The following is an 18,279-nucleotide window of genomic DNA, read 5'->3' on the forward strand; positions in this document are numbered from 1 at the left end:
AGCCGGCGTTTCAGCTGATCGGCGGCGGTCGGTGGAGGCGCTCCCGGCGGATCGGCGGCGGCCGGTTGGCGCGGCGTGGGATCATCCGTGCGTGCGTCATTCCCTGGCCGGCCGTGCGGAGACCCCGACGCAGGCCCGGCTGCTCGCGGAGCTCCGTGACGAGGGGCCGTTGTCGAAGGCCCAGCTCGCCGACCGGCTCCAGGTGTCGCGGACCACGATCGCAGCGGAGGTCTCGCGGCTGGCCGAGCTGGGACTGGCCCAGGAGGCCGGTCCGGCCGCCTCGCGGGGCGGGCGGCGCTCGACGATGGTCGACCTCTCCGAGGAGATCCGCTTCGTGGGGATCTCCATCGGCGCGACCGGGATGTCTGTGGGGGTCACCGACGGCCGGCTGGCGGTGCTCGCCACCCGCACCCACCCCTGCGACATCCGGCAGGGCCCCGAGGTGGTGCTCGCCACCGCGCTCGAGCAGGTCCGCGAGCTGCTGACCGAGGTGGGCGTGAACCGGCCGGCCGGTGCGGGCGTCGGGGTGCCCGGTCCGGTCGACTTCCACCGCGGCGTGCCGGTCTCACCGCCGATCATGCCGGGCTGGGACGGCTACCCGGTGCGCGACGCCGTCTCCCGCGAGCTCGGCTGCCCGGTGGTGCTGGACAACGACGTGAACGTGCTCGCGCTGGGCGAGCAGCACGCAGGGGTGGCCAAGGGCGCCAGCGACTTCCTGTTCGTGAAGATCGGCACCGGCATCGGCTGCGGCATCGTCCTCGGCGGCGAGCTCTACCGCGGGGTCGACGGCTGCGCCGGGGACATCGGGCACATCCGGATCGACGACTTCGGGCCGACCTGCGCGTGCGGCAACACCGGCTGCCTCGAGGCGTTCTCCGGAGGCGCCGCGCTGGCCCGTGACGCCACCGCCGCGGCCCGGTCCGGACGCTCCGCGGTGCTCGCGTCGCTGCTCGAGGAGAAGGGCGAGCTGAGCGCCGCCGACGTGGGCTTCGCGGTCTCCCGCGGGGACGCCCAGGCCGTGCAGCTGATCCGCGACAGCGGCCGCCACATCGGCCAGGTGCTGGCCAGCCTGGTGTCGTTCTTCAACCCCGGCCTGATCGTCATCGGCGGCCGCGTCACCGGCCTGGGCCACGGACTGCTGGCCGAGATCCGGGGCGTCACCTACCGGCGGTCCCTGCCGCTGGCCACCGGCAGCCTCCCGATCGTGCTCAGCGAGCTCGGCGACGAGTGCGGCGTGATCGGCTCCGCCCGGCTGATCAGCGACTCCGTCTACGCGTCCTGAGCGACCCGCCGAGCGAGCAGCGCCGCCGTCGACCCGGCGGTCCCCGCGGTTCCCTCCGGTCCTCGTGGTCCCGCGGGATGCCCGGCCGCCCGCTGTCGGCGCCGCCTTCGTCGCCCCCCGGCGCGCCAGTGGCCTAGACCGTCCTCACTTTGTCAGGGGGATTTCGAAAGTCTGGAAGTGATCTAGGGAACTTTCCACGTGAACCGCTTGCGGCTCGGTCAAAACCCGCCCTAGTTTGAGCCTCGATCCAACAAACTGGTGGCGGTCATCGCGACCGCCCACCGCGTGCGGACGGGAGGGGCCGACATGAGCGGCAGCCACTCCCGCACGGACAAGCTCGGCCTCGTGCTTCGTCGGCTGCGCGACCCGGGTCCGCGCTCGCGCGCCCGGCTCGCCGAGGAGCTCGACCTCTCCCGCTCGGCGGTCTCCGCGCTCGTCGCCGAGCTCGAGGAGCGCGGCCTGGTTCGCTCGGCCGGCACCGAGCGCGGCGGCGTGGGCCGCCCGGGGACCACCCTGGAGCTCGACGGGCGCAACGTGTGCGGCCTCGGCGCCGAGATCAACGTCAACCACGTCGCGACCGTCGCCCTCGACCTCGGCGGCCGCGTGGTCGTCGAGCACCGGGAGTCCCTGGACGCCTCGAGGCTCGACGCCGGCGAGGTGCTCGACCGCCTCGCCGCGCTGGTCGCCCGCACCGACGACGAGGTGCGGGCGGCCGGCGCGCAGACGATCGGGCTGGGCGTCGGCGTCGCCGGGCTGGTCGACCGCACCCGGGACGTGCTCACCCTCGGCCCCAACCTCGGCTGGCGCGACGTACCGGTCGGCGCCGAGCTGCGCGGCCGGCTGGGGGCGGCGTTCCCCGTGCTCATCGACAACGAGGGGAACCTGGCCGCGACCGCCGAGTCCGGGCCCGGTGACCCGGCCCGCCAGGACATCCTGGTCATCTACGGCGAGGTCGGTCTCGGCGGCGGGATCGTCGCGGACGGCCGGCTGCTGCGCGGCCGGCAGGGGTACGCCGGCGAGCTCGGCCACATGATCGTCGACCCGGGCGGGCGCCGGTGCGGCTGCGGGCGGATCGGCTGCTGGGAGACCGTCTGCGGTCTGCGGGCCCTGATGGACGCCGCCGCGGACCCCGACGACCCGGTCCGCGACCCCGCGCTGAGCCTCGATGACCGGCTCGCCGAGATCGACCGGCGGGCGACACTCGGCGACACCCGCACCGTCGCGGCCCTCGACCAGGTGGGCGGCTGGGTCGGCGTCGGCGCCGCCATCCTCACGAACGCGCTCAACCCCGGCTCGGTGGTCCTCAGCGGCTACTTCGCCGGCCTCGGACCGCATCTGCGCCCCGCGATGGAGCAACGGCTGGCCGCCGGCGTGGTCGCCCCGCACGTGGGCGGCACCCGCGTGGAGATGTCCACGCTCGGCTTCGCCGCCGCCGTCCGGGGCGGCGCCCTCGCCGCGCTCGAGACCGTCTTCGAAGATCCCACGCTCGTCGCCCGGCCCCGGGGGGCCGCCGTCTCCGGAGGAGCCCGATGACCAGCACGCCCGGCACCGCCCAGCCGCTGCTCCAGATGACCGGGATCGTCAAGCAGTTCCCCGGGGTGCTCGCGCTCGGCGGCGTCGACCTCGACGTCCGCGCCGGCGAGGTGCACTGCCTGCTCGGCCAGAACGGCGCCGGCAAGTCCACGCTGATCAAGGTCCTCTCCGGCGTCTACGAGCACGACGAGGGGACCGTGACCTGGGACGGCGCCGAGGCGTCCGTCTCGCCGCCGGCCAAGGCGATCGACCTCGGCATCGCGACGATCTACCAGGAGCTGGACCTGGTGCCGCACCTCGACGTCGCCGAGAACATCTTCCTCGGCCACGAGCTCTCCCGGGGCGGCTTCATGCAGCGCAGCCGGGCACACCGCGAGGCGCGCGAGCTGCTCGACCGGCTCGGCCACCCCGAGATCGCGCCGACCCGGATCGTCGGCGACCTGTCGCCGGCCAAGCAGCAGATCGTCAGCATGGCCCGGGCGCTCTCGCGCGACACCCGCCTGCTGATCCTCGACGAGCCCTCGGCGGTGCTCGACCAGGAGGAGGTCCAGAACCTCTTCCGGGTGATCCGCGGCCTGACCGCCGAGGGCGTCGCGGTCGTCTACATCTCCCACCGCCTCGAGGAGATCCGCGAGATCGGCGACCGGATCACCGTCTTGAAGGACGGCCGCACGGTCGGCACCGGCCTCGCGGTCGCGGACACCCCGACCGCCGAGCTGATCCGGCTGATGACCGGCCGCTCCATCGAGTACGCGTTTCCGCCGCGGGTGGAGGCGCGGCCCGACCGGGCCGACGTGGTGCTCGAGGTGCGCGACCTGGGCCTCGCCGGGGTGTTCTCCGGGGTCGACCTCACCGTCCGCGCCGGCGAGATCGTCGGCCTGACCGGCCTGGTGGGAGCCGGGCGCTCGGAGATCCTGGAGACCCTGTACGGCGCCCGCCGCGCCTCGACCGGCACCGTCAGCATCGACGGCCGGCGGGTTCGGCGCGGCTCGATCGGCGCCGCGGTGCGCGCCGGGGTCGGCCTGTGCCCCGAGGAGCGCAAGAGCCAGGGGCTGCTGCTCGACGAGTCGGTCTACAGCAACGTCACGATCGCCTCGCTGCTGCGGTTTGCCCGGTTCGGCTTCCTCGACCGGGGCGAGGAGAAGCGGCGTGCCGAGGAGCTGGCCAAGCGCCTGGACATCCGCCCCGCCGGCGTGACCCGACCGGCCCGCAACCTGTCCGGCGGCAACCAGCAGAAGGTCGTGCTCGCGCGCTGGCTGCTGCGCGAGTGCCGGGTGCTGCTGCTCGACGAGCCCACGCGCGGCGTCGACGTCGGCGCCCGCACCGAGATCTACACGCTGGTCCGCTCCCTGGCCGACGCCGGCGTCGCCGTCGTCGTGGTGTCCAGCGAGATCGAGGAGGTGCTCGGCCTGGCGGACCGGGTGCTCGTCGTCCGGGAGGGCGAGGTCGTCCACGAGTCCGCCGCGGCCGCGATCGACGAGGCGACGGTCCTCGACCTCGTCATGGAAGGAAAGGTAGTCCAGTGACCCAGGACAGTGCCCGGGTCGAGCGCGCCGCGCTCGAGACCGAACGCGAGGCCAACCCGGCCCTCGCCCTGCTGAGCACCAGCGTCGGCCGCAATGCGGGACTCGTCGTCGCGCTGCTGCTGATCTGCGTCGTCGGGGCGGTCTCCGCCGGCGACCGGTTCACCTCCTCCGACAACGCGCTCACGATCCTGCGGCTCGCGGCCGGCGTCGGCGTGGTCAGCATCGGGATGACGTTCGTGATCATCGGCGGCGGCATCGACCTCTCGGTCGGCGCGATCGTCGCGCTGGCCTCGGTCTGGTCCACCACCGTCGCGACCCAGCAGATGGTCGAGGACACCCACTGGATCGCGATGGTGGGCGTCGCGCTGCTGGTGGGCGCCGGCTGCGGCCTGGTCAACGGGTTGGTGATCGCCTACGGCAACGTGGTCGCGTTCATCACCACGCTCGCGATGCTGGCCAGCGCCCGCGGCCTCGCCGAGATCATCAGCGACAAGAAGACGCAGATCATCCCCCGCCACGGCTTCGCCGAGTTCTTCAACGGCGACCTCCTCGGCGTCAGCGTGCAGATCTGGCTGTTCGCACTGGTCGCGGCCGTCGGCTGGATCCTGCTCAACCGCACCACGTTCGGCCGCCGTACCGTCGCCGTCGGCGGCAACCCCGAGGCGGCCCGGCTGGCCGGGATCAACGTCAAGCGGCACACCGTCTACCTCTACGTGCTGATCGGCGTCTGCTCCGGCATCGCCGCGCTGATGCTGGTCGCCAGGACCACGACCGGGTCGTCGACCCACGGCACCCTCTGGGAGCTCGACGCCATCGCCGCCGTCGTCATCGGCGGCACCCTGCTCACCGGCGGCCGCGGCACCATCGTCGGCACCGTGCTCGGCGTCCTCATCTTCTCGACGCTCACGAACATCTTCATCCTCAACAACCGCTCCTTCTCCGAGCAGTCGCTGTTCAAGGGAGCCATCATCGTCGCCGCCGTGCTCCTGCAGCAGCGGCTGGCGTCTCGGAGCAACACCTAGCGGCCCCGGCCGCGGCACCACTCCGCACCATCCATCCGCACCATCCATCCGCACCACTACTCCGCACCACCCCTTCTGCACGAGCAAGGAGCACCACCATGTCCCTGCGGTCCACCACCCCGAAGACCAGGAAACGGTTCGCCACGAGCCTCGTCGCCGGACTCGCGGTCCTCGCGCTGACCGCCTGCACCAGCAACAGCGACGGTGACGACACCAGCGGCAACGACTCCGGCGGCGGCGCCGTCGCGGCGCCGGCCGGTTCGAACGACGAGACCGGCGACACGGTCGTCATCGGGTTCTCGGCGCCGGCCGCCGACCACGGTTGGATGGGCTCGATCACCGAGTCCGCCAAGAACGAGGCCGCGAAGTACGACGACATCGAGCTGCGGGTCGCCGAGGGCACCAACGACGTCGCCGTCCAGATCAGCCAGGTCGAGACCTTCATCAACGACAAGGTCGACGCGATCGTGCTGCTGCCCTTCGACGGTGCCGCCATGACCCCGATCGCGCTGAAGGCGATGGCGGCCGGCATCCCGGTCATCAACGTCGACCGCGAGTTCGACGACCCGAACGCCGCGCGCGTCACCGTCCTCGGCGACAACTACGGCATGGGCGTCTCGGCCGGTGCCTACGTGTGCGCCGAGGCCGACGGCAACAAGGACGCCATCGTGGCCGAGATCGCCGGCATCGACTCGCTGCCGCTGACCCAGGACCGCAGCCAGGGCTTCAACGACGCGCTCGCCGAGTGCGGCCTCGACGTCGACAACCGCGTCGCCGCCGACTTCACCGTCGAGGGCGGCTCGGACGCCGCCGAGCAGCTCCTGCAGGCGGCGCCGAAGATCGACTTCCTCTGGAACCACGACGACGACCAGGGCGTCGGTGTCCTCGCGGCGATCGACAACGCCGGCCGCGACGAGTTCACGATGATCGGTGGCGCCGGCTCGAAGAACGCGATGGAGCTCATCAAGTCCGGTGACAGCGTGCTCAAGGCGACCGTCATCTACCCGTCGACGCAGGCCGCCGACGGCATCCGCCTGGCCCGCCTGCTCGTCCAGCAGAAGGCGATGTCCGACCTCGTCGAGGTCGAGGTCCCGCGCGTCGTCCAGCTGTACGCCCCCGTGGTGACCGCAGACAACGTCGACCAGTACATCGACACCGCGTTCGAGTCCTGATCGACCCGGCACCTGACCGCACCGGCGTACGCCGCGTGCCCGCCCCGGCCTGACGTCCTGGGGCGGGCACGCACACCACACAGGAGCCACGCAATGACCCCGTCACCAATCGAGTCGCCTCGTTCCCCACTCCGTGTCGCGATGGTGGGACACGCCTTCATGGGCAACGCCCACTCACAGGCGTGGCGCACGGCGCCGCGCTTCTTCGACCTCCCGCTGCGTCCGGTCATGTCGCTCGTCGTCGGGCACGATGCCGGTCGCGCGGCCGCCGCCGCCGAGCGCCTCGGCTGGGCCGACAGCTCGGCCGACTGGCGCGCGGCCGTCGTACGCGACGATGTCGACCTGGTCGACATCTGCACCCCCGGCTCCACGCACGCCGAGATCGCGATCGCCGCGCTCGAGGCGGGCAAGCACGTCCTCTGCGAGAAGCCGCTGGCGAACACCGTCGCGGAGGCCGAGGCGATGGCCGCCGCCGCCGAGCAGGCGCGGGCGCACGGCGTCCGGGCGATGGTCGGCTTCACCTACCGCCGCGTCCCGGCGATCGCGCTGGCCCGCCGGCTGGTCGCCGAGGGCCGGGTCGGCGAGGTCCGGCACGTGCGCGCGCAGTACCTCCAGGACTGGATCGTCGACCCCGAGGCGCCGCTGTCCTGGCGCCTCGACAGGGCCCAGGCGGGCTCGGGCGCGCTCGGCGACATCGGCGCCCACGTCATCGACCTCACCCAGCACATCGTCGGCGACCGGATCCGCGAGGTGTCCGGGCGCCTGGAGACCTTCGTCAAGGAGCGCCCGTACCCGGCCGGCGAGACCGCCGGCGGGCTGGGCGGCGGCGGGTCCGCCACCGAGCGCGGGCCGGTCACCGTCGACGACGCCGCGGCGTTCCTGGCCTCCTTTGCCGGCGGCGCCATGGGGGTCTTCGAGGCGACCCGCTTCGCCACCGGTCGCAAGAACGCGATCCGGATCGAGGTCAACGGCTCGCGCGGCAGCCTCGCGTTCGACTTCGAGGACATGAACGTGCTCGAGTTCTACGACGGGACCGAGGACGCCGGCACCGCCGGCTTCCGACGGATCCTGGTCACCGAGCCCACGCACCCGTACGTCGGGAGCTGGTGGCCGGCCGGCCACGGCCTCGGCTACGAGCACGGCTTCACCCACCAGGTCGTCGACCTGGTGAGCGCGATCGCCGCCGGCACCGACCCGGCGCCGAGCTTCGCCGACGGGCTCCAGGTGCAGCGGGTCCTGGCCGCCGTCGAGACCAGCTCCGACACCCGCACCTGGCAGGAGATCCCCACCGATGACTGACCTTCGCTACGCCCCTCGCCCCGAGGACAAGTTCTCCTTCGGCCTGTGGACCGTCGGCTGGCAGGGGGTCGACGTGTTCGGCCCCGCCAGCCGTGCCCTGCTCGACCCCGTGGAGGCGACGTACCGACTCGCCGAGCTCGGCGCCGCCGCGGTGACCTTCCACGACGACGACCTGCTGCCCGACGAGGACGAGCGCGAGGCCACGCTGGCCCGGTTCCGCAAGGCCCTCGACGAGACCGGGCTGGTCGTGGAGATGGTCACCACCAACACGTTCTCCGACCCGCTCTTCAAGGAGGGCGCGATCACGGCGAACAACCGGGAGGTGCGCCGCTACGCGCTCGCCAAGGTGCTGCGGAACATCGATCTCGCGGCGTCCCTGGGGGCCGAGACGTTCGTGATGTGGGGCGGCCGGGAGGGTGCCGAGCACGGCGGCAGCAAGAACGTCGGCGCCGCGCTGGACCGCTACCGCGACGCGCTGAACATCGTGTGCGGCTACGTCAAGGACCAGGGCTACGCGCTGCGCTTCGCGCTCGAGCCCAAGCCCAACGAGCCGCGTGGCGACATCCTGCTGCCGACCATCGGGCACGCGCTGGCGCTCATCGACGAGCTCGACCACCCCGAGCTGGTCGGGCTCAACCCGGAGGTCGGGCACGAGGAGATGGCCGGGCTGAACTTCGCGCACGGCATCAGCCAGGCGCTCTGGCACGGCAAGCTCTTCCACATCGACCTCAACGGTCAGCACGGGCCGCGCTTCGACCAGGACCTGCGCTTCGGCGCCGGCAACCTGCGGGGGGCGTTCTGGACCGTGGACGCGATGCTCGGCGCCGGCACCGACCGGCGCTACGACGGCTACGTGCACTTCGACTACAAGCCGCCGCGGGCCGAGGCCGTCGACGGGGTCTGGGAGTCGGCGCGGGCCTGCATGCGCAACTACCTCATCCTCCGCGAGCGGGTGCGGGCCTTCCGCGCCGACCCGGAGGTCGCCGCCGCCCTCGAGGCCGCCGGCGTCGGCGAGCTCGACGTGCCGACCGTGGCGCCCGGCGAGTCCCTCGACGACGTGCGCGGCGCGTCGTACGACCTCGAGGCGCTGCGCGGGCGCAGCGTCGCGATGGAGGCCCTCGACCAGCTCGCCATGGAGCACCTGCTCGGCGCCCGCTGAGCCGCCGACCACCAGACACACCAAGGAAGGAGCGCAACATGCCACGACCGATCACCCTGTTCACCGGGCAGTGGGCCGACCTGCCGTTCGAGGAGGTCGCCCGGCTCGCGTCGGAGTGGGGCTACGACGGGCTGGAGATCGCCTGCTGGGGCGACCACCTCGACCCGTGGCAGGCCGACGACGACGCCTACGTGCAGGGCAAGCTCGACCTGCTCGAGAAGTACGGGCTGAAGGTCTTCGCGATCTCCAACCACCTCAAGGGCCAGGCCGTCTGCGACGACCCGATCGACGGGCGCCACCAGGCGATCCTGCCGGCGAAGGTCTGGGACGACGGCGACCCCGAGGGCGTGCGGCGGCGCGCCGCCGAGGAGATGAAGCTGACCGCCCGGCTGGCGCAGAAGCTCGGCGTCAAGACCGTCATCGGCTTCACGGGCTCCTCGATCTGGAAGTACGTCGCGATGTTCCCGCCGGCCTCGCAGGAGATGATCGACGCTGGCTACCAGGACTTCGCCGACCGCTGGAACCCGATCCTCGACGTCTTCGACGAGTGCGGGGTGCGGTTCGCCCACGAGGTGCACCCCTCCGAGATCGCCTACGACTACTGGACGACGGTGCGGACCATGGAGGCGATCGGGCACCGCGAGGCCTTCGGCCTCAACTGGGACCCCTCGCACTTCGTGTGGCAGGACCTGGACCCGGTCGGCTTCCTGTGGGACTTCCAGGACCGGATCTACCACGTGGACTGCAAGGACGCGAAGCGGCTGACCGGCAACGGCCGCAACGGCCGGCTCGGCTCGCACCTGGCGTGGGCCGACCCGCGCCGCGGCTGGGACTTCGTCTCCACCGGCCACGGTGACGTGCCGTGGGAGCAGTGCTTCCGGATGCTGAACACGATCGGGTACGACGGCCCCATCTCGGTCGAGTGGGAGGACGCCGGCATGGACCGCCTGGTCGGCGCGCCCGAGGCCCTCGCGTTCGTCCGCCGGCTCGCCTTCGACGCCCCCGAGGCCGCCTTCGACGCCGCCTTCGCCGCCTCGGACTGACGGGGAGGAGACGGGGAGGAGACGGGGAGGAGCCGCGAGCGCAGGTGTGTCCGAGGGCGCGGCTAGGGTTCTCGGGTGCCCGAAGCCCCGCCTGCCACGTCGGCCGTGACCGAGCTGCTCGGCACCGCGGTGGCGGCGCTGGGCGGTCAGGAGCGCGCCGGGCAGGTGCGGATGGCCGAGGCCGTGGCCGAGGCGATGGACAAGCAGCAGCACCTGCTCGTCCAGGCCGGCACCGGCACCGGCAAGTCCCTCGCCTACCTGGTCCCCAGCCTGCTCCACGGCGAGCGGGTCGTGGTGGCGACGGCGACCCTGGCGCTCCAGCACCAGCTCGTCGAGCGCGACCTGCCGCGGCTGGTCGAGGCGGTCAAGGGCGTGCCGGCGGCCGACGGGTCCGGCGACCTCGACCCCAGCTACGCCGTGCTCAAGGGCCGTTCCAACTACGCCTGCCTGCACCGCATCCGCGAGGGCGTCCCCGACGACCAGGGCGCGCTGGTCGAGCTGCCCGAGGGCTCGCTCGGCAAGGCGGTCCTCGGGCTGCGCGCCTGGGCCGAGGAGGAGGCCGAGCAGGGCGGCAGCGGCGAGCGCGACAACGCGCCCCGCCACACCGACCGGGAGTGGCGCCAGGTCAGCGTCAACCACCGCGAGTGCCTGGGCGCGACGAAGTGCCCGTTCGGCCAGGAGTGCTTCGCCGAGCTCGCCAAGGAGAAGGCGCACCGCTCCCACCTCGTGGTCACCAACCACTCGCTGCTCGCGATCGACGCGATCGAGGGGGTGCCGATGATCCCCGAGTACGACGTCGTGGTGATCGACGAGGCGCACGAGCTCACCACCCGGGTGACCCAGGCGGCCACCGACGAGCTGTGGGCCGCCGAAGTCGAGCGCGCCGCCCGCCGCAGCCAGCGCCACGTGGCCTCGACCGCAGCAAGCGCCGCGGACGACCTCGCCGACGCGGCCGACGCGCTGCGCGACGCGATCGCGGAGGCCAGGCCGGGCCGCTTCGACCGGGTCCCGGAGGGGCTCTCGGACGCCCTCGTGCTGGTCCGCGACGCGGCGCGCGCCTGCCTCTCGGCGTACCCGAAGGCGGACGCCTCGGAAGAGGCCGACGCCGGCCGCCAGCAGGCCAAGGGCGCGGTGCAGGAGGTCTTCGCGACCGCCGAGCGGATGGCCGCGGCCTCCGAGGGCGACGTGCTGTGGCTCAGCGAGGGCACCGAGCGGATGCCGCCGCGGCTGTGCGTGGCCCCGCTCCAGGTGTGGGGCCCGATGCGCGACAAGCTGCTCGCCGACAAGACGGTCGTGTTCACCTCGGCCACCCTGATGCTCGGCGGCGACTTCTCCTCGATCGCCACGAGCGTCGGGCTCAGGCCCGCCGAGCGGATCGTCGACGGCACCCCGGTCGTCGAGACCCCCGTCGCCGGGCCGGCGGCGGCCGAGCACGCCGAGCCCTGGCGCGGCCTCGACGTCGGCAGTCCGTTCGACTACGACCGGCAGGCGATCCTGTACGTCGCCCGGCACCTCCCGCCGCCGGGCCGCGACGGGCTGGGCAAGGCCCAGCTGGACGAGATCGTCGAGCTGGTCGACGCCGCGGACGGCCGCACCCTGGGCCTGTTCTCGAGCCGCCGCGCTGCCGAGACGGCGGCCGAGGTCGTGCGCGAGCGGCTGCCCCACCTCACCACGCTCGCGCAGGGCGACGCCCAGCTGCCCGAGCTCGCGGCGCAGTTCGTCGGTGACCCGCACACCTGCCTGTTCGGCACGCTGAGCCTGTGGCAGGGCCTCGACGTCCCCGGCGACACCTGCCAGCTGGTGCTCATCGACCGGATCCCGTTCCCGCGGCCGGACGACCCGCTGCTCAGCGCCCGCCAGAAGGCCGCCGACCAGGCGGGCGGCAACGGCTTCATGCAGGTCGCGGCGACCCATGCCGCGCTGCTGCTCGCCCAGGGTGCGGGCCGGCTGATCCGCACCCACGCCGACCGCGGCGTCGTCGCTGTCCTCGACCCGCGGCTCGCGACGGCGCGGTACGGCGGCTTCCTCAAGGCGAGCCTGCCGCCGATGTGGACGACCACGGACCCGGCGGTCGCCCGCCAGGCGCTGGCGCGGCTCGCGGCTACTTGACCGCCTGGCCGCGGACCCGCACCTTGCGGCCGTCGTCGAGCGAGCTGCCCTGGCAGGAGTAGGCGCCACTGGTCCAGCAGTCGTAGCGGGTGCCGGCGTTCGCCATCGTGACCTCGACGTACCTCACTCCGGACGAGCCGAACGCGACCTTGCGGGTGGCGGCACCGCTGGAGCTCAGCGGCACCACGCTCACCTGCGGGGACCCGGACCGCCGGTAGACGGTGATCACCGCGGCGGGGTCGGTGGCGGCGTCGGGCAGGTCGAGCGTGACCTTCAGCTTCCAGGCCGACGACCGCAGGCCGACGCCGGGCACGAAGCGGGCCGTCACGCTGCTGAGGTGCCGGAGCGTGGCGCCGACCCAGCTGCTGTCCCGGCGCGACGTGCTGAGCTTCAAGGTGCCGCCCGGCCCGGTGCTCGGGTAGGAGGCACCCTCGTCGTACCACAGTGCGGGCGCCCGGTTGGCGGTCGCGAAGAGCGCGAACGTCGAGGGCAGGGAGGAGCCGCGGGCGCCGAGCACGTGGCTGAGCGCCTGGACGGAGTAGTCGTCCGGCCCACCGGCCGCCCCGTCGGCCCGGTTCCACACGTCGCGCACCAGCGTCGGCAGGCCTCCGGCGGCCTCGGGGGACAGCTCGGTGAGGAACCGGAAGAAGATCCAGGTGCCGTACTGCGCGCCGGCCTCGTTGAACGTGTCCAGCGGCTGGCCGGGCTTCTTCAGCGGGCTCTCGGCCAGGTACTGCAGGTTGTCGTCGACGTCGTCGTAGAGCTCGTCCTCCGCCCAGGTGGCGGTGGCCTCCATCAGCCAGGCGTCCTCGAAGGCGTCGTAGGCGAACTGGACGGCGTGGAAGTACTCGTGCGCCGCGGTGACCTGGAGGTTCTCCAGCGGCGTGTTGGTCGGGAACTGGTCCTGGTCGTAGTCGTTGTCGAGCACGCAGTAGGCCCAGGCGTCCCACGGGCCGCTCCCGGACGGGTCCGGCGCGTCGCTGGTGCAGTAGCCGTAGAGGCTGTCGGTGCCGACGTCCGCGAGGTAGATGTCGGTCTTCGTGCTGCCGCCCTCCCCGGCGTCGGTCTTCGGCGCCCGGTAGCCGGCACCGACATAGGTGTCGCGAACGCCGTCGACGACCTCCATCACCGTCTGCACGTAGTCGGGCACGCCGTCGCCGTCCAGGTCGCCGGTCGCTACGGCGTCGGCGCCGAGGGTCGCCCAGTGGTAGCAGTTGTCGGCCGTGCACGCGGACTCCCAGGCCTGGCCGGGTGTCTCGTCGTCGGGCCGGGCGAGCAGCCGGTCCGCCGCGGCCCGGTCGGCGCCGGACAGCTCGCCGCGCAGCTGCCAGAGGCGGAGCAGCGTCATGGTCGCGTCGGTCGCCGGGGCGGCGTCGCCGCCCAGCACCGCTTGTGCGTCGGCGAGCGCGGCGCGGGCCTCGGTCCGGGAGGCGGCCGTCTTGGCGGCCGTCCCGGACGGGTCGCCGGGCGCAGCGCTGGCTCCGGAGAGGCCGGCGGTCAGTCCGCCGGTGAGCAGGACGGCCAGGCAGGCGGGGACGGCGAGGCGGACGTGGAGCCGACGAGAGGTCACCCGAACAGCAAACTACGCGTGCCGGCGGGACGCATGACCCGATCGGACTATCGCAGGGCGACCGCCCGGAGCCGCATCGGCAGGTCGTCGTCCTCCGAGCGGCCCCGGCAGGAGTAGCCGGTGTCACTCGGTCGCCAGCACCGGTAGGCCACGCCCGCGTTCGCGAGCGTCACCTCGACGTACCTCACGTCCCTGCCGAAGGCCACCGACCGGGTGGTGTTCCCGCGGGCCGAGAGGCGCAGCGGCACGGTCTCCGGGCGGCCCTCGGTGCGGTACACGGTCGCGACCGCGCCGGAGCCGCGTCGGGTGCGCGGCAGGTCCAGTCGCAGCCGCAGCTGGCGGGCGGCCATCCCCGCGGCCCGGGTGAGCCGGTAGGTCGCGCTCGCCAGGTGGTCGACCCGCTGGGTCGTCCACCCGGTGCCGCGGTGGCTGCCGGAGAGCGCGATCGTGCGGGCCGGCGGTGCGGTCGGGTAGTCGTTGGCCCGGCCCTCGTCGTACGACGTGCCGGGCCGGCGGTTCGCGTCGGCGAACGCCACCCAGCTGGCGCGCAGGCTGGTGCCGCGGTCCGCGAGGACGTGGGCGACCGCCTGGATCGAGTAGTCGTCGGGGCCGCCCTCGGCGCCGTCGGCCCGCACCCAGAGGTCGCGCACGAGGGTGGGCAGGCCGCCCTTGCGGCCGGCGAGGCTCTCGGTGAGGTAGCGGAAGAAGATCCAGTCGCCGTACTGCCGCAGGCCGTAGGACTCGAAGTGGTCCATCGACCTCGCCGGCTGGGTGAGCGGGCTCCGGCGGAGGTACTGCAGGTTGTCGTCGACGTCGTCGTAGACCTCGTCCTCGGCCCAGGTGGCGGTGGCCTCCATGAACCAGCCGTCCTCGAAGTAGTCGTAGGCGAACTGCACGGCGTGGAAGAGCTCGTGGGCCGCGGTCACCTGCAGGTTCTGCAGCGGGGTGTGGGTCGGGAACTCGTGGTAGTCGTTGTCGAAGGCGCAGTAGGCCCAGGTGTCGTAGGGGCCGTTCACCGGCGGCTGGCCGTCGCTGTCGCAGTAGCCGTAGAGGCCCTGCGCACCCAGGTCCTGCAGGTAGATGTCCAGCAGCCCGCTGCCGCCGCGGACCCCGTCGTCCTCGGGGGCGCGGTAGCCGGCCGCGGCGTACGTCGAGAGCACGTGCTCGGCGGTGGTCGCGACCTCGTCCACGTAGGCGGCCGTCGCCTTGTCCGCGCCGCTGGCCGACCAGTGCACGCACACGGTGGTGAAGCAGGTGGTGCGTCCCGTCGTCGGCCGCGCCAGCAGCCGGTCGGCGCTGGCCAGGTCGTCCGCGGACAGGTCGTCGCGGTGGCGGCGCAGCTCGCGCAGCGTCAGCGTGGCGTCGCGGTGGCTCTCGCCGGCGAGCACCGCCCGGGCCTGGGACAGGGCCCGCGCCGCGGCCGGCGCGCTGTCCGGATCGGCCTGCGCGGGCACGACGCCCAGCAGCGAGGCAGCGACCGCGGACGTCGCGGCCAGGACGAGGACACGACGCAGACGCACCCGCCTACTCAACCACGACCGCGCGTGGATCCGGCGATCGTCCCCGGCGCGCTACAGCAGGTTGCGGCCGTCGTACCCGCCCCGCGGGGCGCCGGCGCCGAAGAACCCGGCGACGGTGGGCGCGACGTCGATGGTGCGGGCGACCCGCGACGACGTGGCCCGGCGGGGGACGTCGGCGTGGCCGCCGCCGATGAAGAACGGGATCGACCGGGTGGCCGGGTGCCCGTGGTTGCCGGGGATCGGGTTCGCCATCGGGTCCGGGTCGCTGAACCGCCACCCGGCCCGGCAGAACACGACGACGTCGCCGGCCTCCGGGCCCAGGCGCAGCCAGGGGGCCGTGCGCGGGTAGGCGGCGAGCACGCCCTCCTGGGCGCGCGCGACGGTCCGCATCCGCTCGATCGCCTCGGCCCGCTGCGCGGCGGGTCCGGTCCAGTAGAGGAGGTCGGCGCCGCCGTTGTCGGCGATCCGGACCCGCCCGGCCAGCAGCGGGTCCGCGGCGAGCGGCCCGGTCAGGCCGATCAGCCGGTCCGGGGTCGACCAGTCCATCGAGTGGTCGGCCAGCACGATCACCATCGAGTGCTCCCAGAGGCCCTGGGCCGTCAGCGCGTCGAGGAACCGCTGCACCTGGAGGTCGGTGTCCGCCAGCGCGAGCCGGCGGGCCACGCGCAGCGTGGTGCCGGTGAGGTCGGCGTGCCCGAACCGGTCGATGTCGCCGAGGTTGACGAACATCAGGTTCGGGTCGAGCTCCTCGAGCATCGTGATCGCGGCGTCGATGGTGACCGCGTCGGGGGCGTGCTCGGAGACCGGCAGCGTCGGGCTGGGCTCCCAGCGGTGCGTGGCCCGGTCGCCGAACACGCCGTACAGGTAGGTCTTCGAGAGCACGGTGCCGGTCGTGAGGCCGCGCCGGTTGAGCCGGCCCAGCAGGGTGCCGCAGCGGATGTCGGAGGGCCGGTCCAGGTCGCGCACCTCGCCGAGGTCGCGGTCGTAGACGGAGTTCGCGGGCACCCCGGTCCGGTCGGGGCGCAGCCCGGTCATCATCATCACGTGGTTGGGGATGGTCTCCATGACCGGCATCGAGGACGCCTGGGGGAACCGGAGCCCACCGTCGCGCAGCGCCGCCAGGTTCGGGGTCAGCCCGCTGTCGATCTCGTCGGGCCGGCAGCCGTCGACGACCAGCACGTAGGCGCGTCTGCGGCTCCGCCCGCCGGCAGCGAGCGCCGGGGCGCCGGCGACCGTGGAGAAGACCAGCCCGGCGGCGCCCGCCTTCAGGAAGGTACGGCGACCCGCCGCGACCGGCCCGCTCACACCGGCTCCTGGACCTGCTCGACGCGGCCGGTGCCCGTCCGGGTCGCGTAGGAGACCGACCAGGTGATCGGGGTGTCCCGGTCCGCGCGGTCGCCGATGACGTACCAGTCCATCTGTGCGCGCAGCGGCGTCACGTCGAGGACCGAGAAGCCGTGGTCGTCGAAGTTGAGGTACTTGATGTGCCGGTTGTTCGCCTTGATGGTCTCCTCCACCGCGGTGCTCGTGGTGTGCGGCGGCGTCCCGGTGATGTCCTTGAGGTTGTTGGAGGTGACCGACGAGCACACGAACTCCACGCCGGCCGAGTCGCCGACCGGATACGTCGAGGCGTCGTACGGCAGCTCGCACGCCCAGCCGGAGTGGATGTCGCCGGTGACGAACAGCGCGTCGCTGACCTGGTGGTCGCGGAGGTGCGCGAAGACCTCGCGCCGGTCGTCGGTGTAGCCGTCCCACTGGTCGACGTTGTACGGGAGGCCGTCGCGGGGGAGCAGGCCGGTCACGTCGTTGACCGGGTCGACCAGGTCTTGGGGGAGCGCCCCGAAGTCGACGGGGGCGATCATCACCGGGTTGCCGATGATCTTCCACTGGGCGCGACCGCGCGAGAGCGAGCCCTTGAGCCAGTCCAGCTGCTGGCGTCCGGTGATCGTCCGGTCGGGGTCGCTGACCCCGGCCTCGGGCGCGGGCACGGGTGAGGGCAGCGGACTCGCGACCTGCTGGTCGCGGTAGCTGCGCAGGTCGAGCATGCTGATCTCGGCCAGCCGGCCGAACCGCAGCCGGCGGAAGAGCCGGTCGCCGTCGCGCAGTCGCGCGGTGCCGTCCAGGCGCACCGGCATCCACTCGTCGTAGGCCCGGTGCGCCCGCGCGCGACGCAGGTGGAAGTCGCCCTCGCCGCGATCGGGGTCGTGGTTCTCGCCGCCGTCGCGGTACGCGTCGTTGGCGACCTCGTGGTCGTCCCAGGTGACGATCCACGGGTACTTCGCGTGCAGCGCCTGCAGGTCCGGGTCCTCCTTGTACTGCGCGTGCCGCTGGCGGTAGTCGGCCAGCGTGACCATCTCGTGGGCCGGCTGGTGCGGCCGGATGTCCCGGTCGTCGATCCCGTAGCCGTACTGGCCGGGGCCGTACTCGTAGAGGTAGTCGCCGAGGTGGAGCACGGCGTGCAGGTCGTCGCGCTCGGCCAGGCCCCGGTACGCGGAGAACCAGCCGGCCTGCAGGTTCGCGCAGGAGACGACACCGAAGCGCAGGTGGTCGGGGCTGGCGTCGGTCGCGGGAGCGGTGCGGGCCCGGCCGACGGGGCTCAGGACGCCGTCGTACCGGAAGCGGTAGTGGTACCACGTCGCCGGCGCCAGGCCGGTCACGTCGACCTTGACGGTGTGGTCGCGGCTCGGCCCGGTCTGGAACGTCCCGCGCCGGACCACCCGACGGAAGCCGGGGTCCGTCGCCAGCTCCCAGCGGACCTCGACCCGCGGCCCCCGGCCCGACCCCGGGAGGCTGGCGGCCGTCGGCGTCACCCGGGTCCAGACGAGCACGGCGTCGGGGAGCGGGTCGCCGGAGGCCACGCCATGCCGGAAGACCCCGCGGCCGGCGCGCTCGGAGGCGGTGGGCCCGGCGGCCGTCGCGGGCCCGTCGAGGTGGGCGGCGACGGCGAGGGTCGCGGCGCCGGCGGTGCCGGTGGCGAGCAGGGTACGGCGATCGAGCGTGGTCACGCCTCCAAGAACGACCGACCGGGCGCCGAGGCACGCCCC

At 73.3% G+C, this 18,279-nt stretch carries 13 protein-coding genes; 9 read left to right on the forward strand and 4 right to left on the reverse strand.

The window, feature by feature from the left end; genetic code table 11:
* The first annotated feature begins 91 nt into the window (after positions 1-91).
* The 9 genes from QMC84_RS09035 to QMC84_RS09075 all read left to right on the forward strand — a co-directional run bounded on the left by QMC84_RS09035 (position 92) and on the right by QMC84_RS09075 (position 12,145).
* On the forward strand, positions 92-1,282 hold the full coding sequence (locus QMC84_RS09035; RefSeq protein WP_300374035.1) for an ROK family transcriptional regulator: 1,191 nt from the start codon (positions 92-94) through the stop codon (positions 1,280-1,282).
* Positions 1,283-1,588: 306 nt separating this feature from the next.
* Entirely contained in the window at positions 1,589-2,815 is a 1,227-nt protein-coding gene (locus QMC84_RS09040; protein WP_300374037.1) for an ROK family transcriptional regulator, read from the forward strand.
* Positions 2,812-4,341, forward strand: a complete 1,530-nt coding sequence (locus tag QMC84_RS09045; RefSeq protein WP_300374039.1) for a sugar ABC transporter ATP-binding protein — start codon at positions 2,812-2,814, stop codon at positions 4,339-4,341. Before QMC84_RS09040 ends, QMC84_RS09045 begins: the two co-directional genes overlap by 4 nt.
* The gene (locus tag QMC84_RS09050) at positions 4,338-5,363 is read left to right on the forward strand and encodes an ABC transporter permease (protein ID WP_300374041.1); all 1,026 of its coding nucleotides are present in this window, start codon (positions 4,338-4,340) and stop codon (positions 5,361-5,363) included. The genes QMC84_RS09045 and QMC84_RS09050 overlap by 4 nt, the downstream gene beginning before the upstream one ends.
* Before the next feature lie 98 nt (positions 5,364-5,461).
* Positions 5,462-6,535 (forward strand): substrate-binding domain-containing protein, encoded by a 1,074-nt coding sequence (locus QMC84_RS09055; RefSeq protein ID WP_300374043.1) that lies wholly within the window; start codon positions 5,462-5,464, stop codon positions 6,533-6,535.
* A 141-nt stretch (positions 6,536-6,676) separates the two neighbouring features.
* Positions 6,677-7,834, forward strand: coding sequence for a Gfo/Idh/MocA family oxidoreductase (locus QMC84_RS09060; RefSeq protein ID WP_300374045.1), 1,158 nt, complete (start codon positions 6,677-6,679; stop codon positions 7,832-7,834).
* Complete coding sequence (xylA, locus tag QMC84_RS09065) at positions 7,827-8,993, forward strand: xylose isomerase (protein ID WP_300374047.1); 1,167 nt, start codon at positions 7,827-7,829, stop codon at positions 8,991-8,993. Before QMC84_RS09060 ends, xylA begins: the two co-directional genes overlap by 8 nt.
* 38 nt (positions 8,994-9,031) lie before the next feature.
* The gene (locus QMC84_RS09070) at positions 9,032-10,036 is read left to right on the forward strand and encodes a sugar phosphate isomerase/epimerase family protein (RefSeq protein ID WP_300374049.1); all 1,005 of its coding nucleotides are present in this window, start codon (positions 9,032-9,034) and stop codon (positions 10,034-10,036) included.
* A 75-nt stretch (positions 10,037-10,111) separates the two neighbouring features.
* A complete protein-coding gene (locus QMC84_RS09075; RefSeq protein WP_300374051.1) occupies positions 10,112-12,145 on the forward strand; it encodes an ATP-dependent DNA helicase in 2,034 nt (677 codons plus the stop codon).
* Here QMC84_RS09075 and QMC84_RS09080 read toward each other — a convergent pair.
* The 4 genes from QMC84_RS09080 to QMC84_RS09095 are packed head-to-tail and all read right to left on the reverse strand — an operon-like array spanning position 12,138 to position 18,240.
* Entirely contained in the window at positions 12,138-13,715 is a 1,578-nt protein-coding gene (locus tag QMC84_RS09080) for an MXAN_6640 family putative metalloprotease (protein ID WP_300374053.1), read from the reverse strand. The genes QMC84_RS09075 and QMC84_RS09080 overlap by 8 nt on opposite strands.
* Positions 13,716-13,762: 47 nt before the next feature.
* Positions 13,763-15,235 (reverse strand): MXAN_6640 family putative metalloprotease, encoded by a 1,473-nt coding sequence (locus QMC84_RS09085; protein WP_300374055.1) that lies wholly within the window; start codon positions 15,233-15,235, stop codon positions 13,763-13,765.
* 51 nt (positions 15,236-15,286) lie between these two features.
* Positions 15,287-16,540: an alkaline phosphatase family protein gene (locus QMC84_RS09090; protein WP_300374057.1), complete on the reverse strand. Its 1,254-nt coding sequence runs from the start codon at positions 16,538-16,540 to the stop codon at positions 15,287-15,289.
* On the reverse strand, positions 16,537-18,240 hold the full coding sequence (locus QMC84_RS09095) for an alkaline phosphatase D family protein (RefSeq protein ID WP_300374059.1): 1,704 nt from the start codon (positions 18,238-18,240) through the stop codon (positions 16,537-16,539). Before QMC84_RS09095 ends, QMC84_RS09090 begins: the two co-directional genes overlap by 4 nt.
* Positions 18,241-18,279 lie beyond the last annotated feature (39 nt).

The organism is Nocardioides sp. (assembly GCF_030019515.1).
Taxonomy (GTDB): domain Bacteria; phylum Actinomycetota; class Actinomycetes; order Propionibacteriales; family Nocardioidaceae; genus Nocardioides.

Coding starts and splice junctions, on each gene's coding strand:
- QMC84_RS09040 (WP_300374037.1), top strand. CDS start 1,589: ATGAGCGGCAGCCACTCCCGCACGGACAAGCTCGGCCTCGTGCTTCGT.
- QMC84_RS09045 (WP_300374039.1), top strand. CDS start 2,812: ATGACCAGCACGCCCGGCACCGCCCAGCCGCTGCTCCAGATGACCGGG.
- QMC84_RS09055 (WP_300374043.1), top strand. CDS start 5,462: ATGTCCCTGCGGTCCACCACCCCGAAGACCAGGAAACGGTTCGCCACG.
- QMC84_RS09060 (WP_300374045.1), top strand. CDS start 6,677: ATGGTGGGACACGCCTTCATGGGCAACGCCCACTCACAGGCGTGGCGC.
- xylA (WP_300374047.1), top strand. CDS start 7,827: ATGACTGACCTTCGCTACGCCCCTCGCCCCGAGGACAAGTTCTCCTTC.
- QMC84_RS09070 (WP_300374049.1), top strand. CDS start 9,032: ATGCCACGACCGATCACCCTGTTCACCGGGCAGTGGGCCGACCTGCCG.